This is a genomic window from Lacticaseibacillus zeae DSM 20178 = KCTC 3804 (assembly GCF_000260435.1).
GTDB lineage: Bacteria > Bacillota > Bacilli > Lactobacillales > Lactobacillaceae > Lacticaseibacillus > Lacticaseibacillus zeae.
In genome coordinates this window covers 1-5,829 of sequence record NZ_BACQ01000019.1, presented here as the reverse complement: position 1 = coordinate 5,829, position 5,829 = coordinate 1, and the positions used below count along the sequence as shown (strand labels likewise).

Sequence of the window (5,829 nt, the reverse complement as noted above, 5' to 3'; positions counted from 1 at the left end):
ATATAAAAAACCACCTGCAAGGCTTCAAGCCCTCTACAGGTGGTTTTTGGTCATCTTAAAATTCACCCAAGCCCATTATGCTGAATCACTTGCTGATACCAATAAAACGACTTCTTACGGTACCTAGCTAAAGTCCCGGTACCTCATCATGTTTGTCAACATAGATATAGCCGTACCGCTTGGCCATTTCACCAGTGCTGGCTGAGATCACGTCAATCGGTGCCCATGACGTATAGCCAACAAGATCAACGCCATCCTTAATCGCAGCTCCCATCGCCTGAATGTGCGCTTTAAGATAGGCGATTCTAGCATCGTCATTGACGGTTTTGACACCATTTTGTTCAATGAGTTGATCGCGGGTGCCGAAGCCATTTTCGACGACCATTAACGGCACTTGATAGCGGTCATAGATTTGATTGAGTGCGGTTCTGAGGCCGCGGGGATCAATTTCCCAGCCCCATTCGCTGCGTTCCAGATAAGGGTTCTTGACGCCGCTGAAGAAGTTGCCGCCGGTTTTTTCGCCTTCACCTGTGCAGGTCATGGTGCTGGATTGGTAATAGGAGAAGGTATAAAAATCAACCGTTCCTGCAGCAAGCGTGGCTGCATCTTCCGGTGCCATGTCGATATGAAGATGATGATCGCGCCAGTAGCGGCGGGCGAAATAAGGGTAGTGGCCTTTAACTTGGACATCGCCACAATAAAAATTGTTGAATTCGGTAGCGCGTTGAACCATGGCGATGTCATCCGGATGGCTGGTGTACGGATACAGCATTCGGTACGCAAGCATACAACCGATTTGAAGCTGCGGATCCAGCTCGTGGGCGAATTTGGTCACCAAGGCGCTAGCGACAAACTGGTGGTGGAGCGCCTGCAAGCGCAACTGCTCGGAGTCGGTATCGGGACTGATGAATCGGTCCGAGTCGTCAACGTACATGCCGCCAGCCAGGTAAGCACCCATTGGTCGGGTGAGCATGTTGATTTCATTAAAAGTCAACCAGTAACGAACATCGTGATGGTAGCGGTTGATGATGGTTTCAGCAAAACGGGTATATGCAGCAATCATGTCACGCGAAGCCCAGGCGTTGAAAGCTTTGGTCAGGCCAATCGGCGACTCAAAATGCGAAATCGTAACTAATGGTTCGATATCATGCCGTTTAAGCTCGGCGATCAGCTGATCATAAAAGGCTAAGCCGGCTTCGTTAGGCTCGGTTTCCAACCCAGTCGGGAAAATGCGGGTCCAGGCAATCGAGAATCGATAGACCTTGAAACCCATTTCTGCAAACAACGCGATATCTTCTTTAAACCGATGAAAGTGGTCGATCGCGTCATGACTTGGATAAAATGCTTCTGGGTCGACGGTGCGGGTGATTTTGCGCGGCACGTTGACGCTGCCGCCTAAAAGTAAATCGCTGGTTGAAAGGCCTTTGCCGTCCACATCGTAGGCACCCTCTAGTTGGTTAGCGGCTGTCGCACCGCCCCATAGGAAGCCTTCTGGAAAATTAGTTTTTGTCATACACTTGCTCCTTTTTAAGCCTCAGGCATCGGTTGACGAAGGGTGAGTAACGCATCTTCATTGGTGACAGTTGGTTGGTCGTGTACGTCAATCTGGTGAGCAGCTGTGTTGATCAGCAAGACGATCACGGTTGGATCAAACCCTTCTTGACGAATCAAAGGCAAATCCAGCTGCACCAGCGGTTGACCGGCTTTAACTTCCTGATTGTGTTCCACTAAAGTCTTGAAGCCGCGGCCTTTGAGGTTGACGGTGTTGATGCCAATGTGGATTAAAATTTCCTGGCCATTGGCAGTTGTGAGCCCCATGGCATGACCGGTTGGGTAAACCATGGTCACTTTAGCGTCGCATGGGGCCGTAATGGTGTCAGCCTCGGGGTCGATGGCCACCCCATGACCTAGTGATCCGGAAGCGAAAACCTCGTCATCAAGCTGGCTAAGCGGAACAATCCGGCCAGTAACCACACTTTTAAATTGTTGAGTGGTTGGCTTAGCGGCTGAGGTAGCCGGTGAATCAGCCACCACAGCGAAAAAGTAGGTCGTGATGAATGTCAGACCAAAAGCGATCGCCACGGTAATTAAAGCGTAGCGGAAGTTATCAGGGTTGGCACCAATGAAAACCGGTAATGTGAAAATCCCTGGCGAACCAAACGAATAGCGGACAAGGCCGCTGATGCCGGCATATAATCCCGCTAGCCCACCAGACACGATGACGCAGGCTAAGGCTCGTTTGTATTTGAGCGTTACGCCATAAAGTGCCGGTTCGGTAATGCCGGATAAAGCCGTCACCGTAGCAGACAAGGCAATCTGGCGCCCACGAGCTTTGCGTTCACGGACGGCAATCGCCGCGGAAGCACCAGCTTGGGCAATGTTGCTGGCCAGCATGCCGGGACCCATGATGGTTTCAGATCCGAATCGCCCGATTGACAGGGTGGCCAGCGGAAGCAGTGACACATGCATACCAACCATGACCAGTAGCGGGGTGAAGGCACCGACGAGGGTTGGCACTAGCCAAGGAACATTTCGGTTCAACACAGAGATGGCCGCGTATAAGCCATCGCCCATCATGCTGCCGATCGGGCCGATGACGATTAAGGCAACCGGTGCCGTGATCAAGGCGATCAGCAGCGGCTTAAGCATCGTTTTAATCATGTCCGGTGCGACTTTTTCCGCAAACCGTTCGACATAACTCATGAACCACACGATTAAAATAATCGGAATGACACTGCCGCCGTATGATGCAAGGCGAATTGGGGCGCCGAACAAAGCAATGGGCTTGCCAGCTGCTACCATTGCGGTGAAGTTAGGGTGCAGTAGGACACCGGCCATCATCATAGCCAAGTAAGTGTTGGTATTGAATTTTTTGGCTGCACTGACCGCTAACATGAAGGGGAGAAAATAAAACGCGGCGTCCGCCATGAAGCTCAAGGTTAAATAAGGCACGCTTTTGGGATCAAGTCCGCAAAGCGCCATGATGGCAATAACCACTTTGAATAAACCACCGGCAATTAAAACGGTGATGATGGGTGCCATGATATTGACAATGGCATTTAGAACTCGTTTTAGGACATTCTTTTCGGAACTCGCAGCTGCGTCGGGAGTGGCGTTGTTTTCGCGAATGGGGTAGTTTTTCATGATTTCGGCATAGTACTGAGTCACTTTGGCGCCAACAACGACTTGGGATTCGTCGCCTGAGCTGACGGCGCTTAGCACTTCGGGAATCTGTTCAAGCTGTTGAGTGTTGAACTTGGTTTTATCGATTAAGACAAAACGCAAGCGAGTCGCGCAGTGGCTAAGACTTTTAATGTTGTCAACGCCACCGACCGCCTGCATAATGCGATCGGTAATTTTAAATTGGTCAGTCATAGGATCCTCCTTGGGTGGGTTGTTTGAGTGCGTGACGATGATTTAACCGATTAACACACGGTGGATGTGAATAATGAGATAAGCCAGTTCCTCTTTTGTCGGCGGTTTATTGTAAATGGCCATGATTGTTTTGTCGACTTTGAGCGCAATTTTGGCCGCTTCGGGGTACAAACTGTACACATTGACCAGCAACTGGCCGTCATCTTCCAACATGGTGTTGCTTAGATAGCGTTCGGCGAAGAATTTCATGTGGGTGACGAACCGCTCATAATGCAGGCTGGTAGTAACAATCGTGCCGCCGGTGAGCGCGCGAACGGCTTGCAGCACGTTGTCAACGAGTTGGGTGACTTCCAAAACATTGGCTTTGGCGGTCGCAGCCGGTGTGGCATTAATAATATGAAAAGCGATATTGGCGGCTTCTTCCTTAGGTAATGTGATTTTTAAGGTATCGCGCACAACGGTTAAGCCGTATTCGCCAATGGTAAAAATATCAGGGTAGTAGGTCTTCATCTCCCAGTAAATCCGATTACCCAATGCCTGTTGGGCGTGGTAGCGCTGAACCGAGAAATGAAGATGATCCGTTAAGGCGTAATAAATGCTAGGAAGCAGAGATGCCTGTAGTTTTTCTTCGGCATAAGTGACAATCTGTGACGTCATGCTAATGTAAACCGCGGGAATGCGATTAAGCGATTGGATCATTTCGCTTTTGCGGCTGTCATCTAGTGGCATGAACTTCTTGAACACAGCGGTATCGGGGATGGTGACACCGACCTTTTGATGGTAGCCGATGCCTTTGCCAAAGGCGATATATTCATCCCCGTTTTGTTCTGCAAGCACTACGTTGACATTGAGAACCTTTTTGATGCGAAACACACAACTCCTCCTTTCTTGAAGTTTGCCATTAAGCCTAGCAGCTGAGGGGCTTTGCAGGTAGTTAATGGGGTGACCAAATTTCGGAGCGAGAAAAAACAGGCAAAATTAAGAAGATCGTTTGATGTCGAAACGATGATCAAAGTCTTGCCTGCATTACCAGTAACATACGCTTGTTTATTCAGTTGATAGTTGCATTTTAGCAATCAAATGATGAAAACGCAACCATGTGAGCTAAAAGTTCTGTATATTTTTAGTTTGTTTACTACTTATTAATTTAAAAATAAATAGAAACCCATGTATTGATGAACAAAATCATGGATTGCTATTATTTTTATTTAAATGAAGCATAGCTAGATTTATCAGCTTGGAGTCGTTTCTAGCAAGGCAAAGACAAAGCCTCTACGTTGGTCGATAAATGAACTCACGACGATCAAATTCGTTTTGTCTGCTTCAAATGGCGCTGGTTGCTTGGCCAATATTCATAGACGGTGACACCAATAGCCACCAGAACGCCGATAATCGTCAGCCACCAGCCTTGGGTGATGCCGGGCGTGTGATAGGTTAAGGTGAACGTCGAACGGCTAGTGGGGACTTTGAGGCCGATGAATCCGCGGTAGTTTTGCAAGGTGACGTTTTTGGAATTGACTTGCCAGCCTTTTTCATAAGGAATGGTCAGCATGATGTAACCACTGTTGTTTGACTTGGTTGTCAGGGTAACCCGACCATTTTGAATGCGTTGTTGCGGTGCGTTTTGCTTGGCTGTGGCAATGGTTTGTTTAAACGCGGTTCGATTGAGTGTGTATAACGCAAAGTGATCGAGATCAATTTGATTGAGGCCACGGTTAAATGTCAACGTGATCGTGGTCGGTTTGGTGCTGTTGATCGGCATTGAAACTGTTTTGCTGCCAGTGTCGGGGTCATTTTTAACCGGAATGTTGTTGATACTGATCGCCATGTTCTTGCGCATGTTTTCGCCCATGACCAGATATTGCTGGTCGCTGGTGGGGTTGACCGTTAACGTAATCGAAGCTGCATTTTTCTTGTTGACTTTGGTCGCAACGGCGTTCGTCAGGGTCGTGAGCGGCTTGACGTTGTCGACGCTGATGCCGGAAAAGTCGCTGGTTGTCAGCATTGTCTGGTTTGCTTTAGGTGTCAGTGTTTCAAAATAGGCATTTTGCTGGAGCACTGGGTTGGCCTGAACCTGAGTTGGAATTTTCCGGTAAATTTGGGTGGCTACCGGCAGGACATCGGGATTTTGGTAAATATTGAAATAGTTATTGTGGCCCACGAGCTTGTAAGCCGATAAGTCGTAGCGTGGGTTGGAGATGATACGGGAGGCAACTTGCTGATAGGCTTTTGTCCCGGTTTTCTTACTCTGGGTGTTAACGATCAATAGTTGTTTGACGCCCAGCAGACTTTCCAAAGGCCAAGTGAGGTCATTATTTTTGACCCGTCCGGCTGATCCGATCGCGCCCAGATTGGTTAAGGTGTTGATAGTACTGGTGTTGAGTACCGAAGAAAAAGTGCTGATGCCGTTAAAATTATATTGATACGGGTCATCCATGGAGCGTTGGCTATCGG

At 48.6% G+C, this 5,829-nt stretch carries 3 protein-coding genes and 1 pseudogene; all 4 read right to left on the bottom strand.

Annotated elements, in window-relative coordinates:
• Positions 1 to 62: 62 nt before the first annotated feature.
• Positions 63 to 1,513: pseudogene (locus GSO_RS15485) on the bottom strand (glycoside hydrolase family 1 protein).
• A gap of 14 nt (positions 1,514 to 1,527) precedes the next feature.
• Positions 1,528 to 3,375 (bottom strand): beta-glucoside-specific PTS transporter subunit IIABC, encoded by a 1,848-nt coding sequence (locus tag GSO_RS03455; RefSeq protein ID WP_010489028.1) that lies wholly within the window; start codon positions 3,373 to 3,375, stop codon positions 1,528 to 1,530.
• Between the two features lie 42 nt (positions 3,376 to 3,417).
• Entirely contained in the window at positions 3,418 to 4,248 is an 831-nt protein-coding gene (locus GSO_RS03450; RefSeq protein ID WP_010489026.1) for a PRD domain-containing protein, read from the bottom strand.
• A gap of 430 nt (positions 4,249 to 4,678) precedes the next feature.
• Positions 4,679 to 5,829 (bottom strand): YfhO family protein (locus GSO_RS15480; RefSeq protein WP_010489024.1); only part of this gene is annotated, 1,151 nt, incomplete at its 5' end.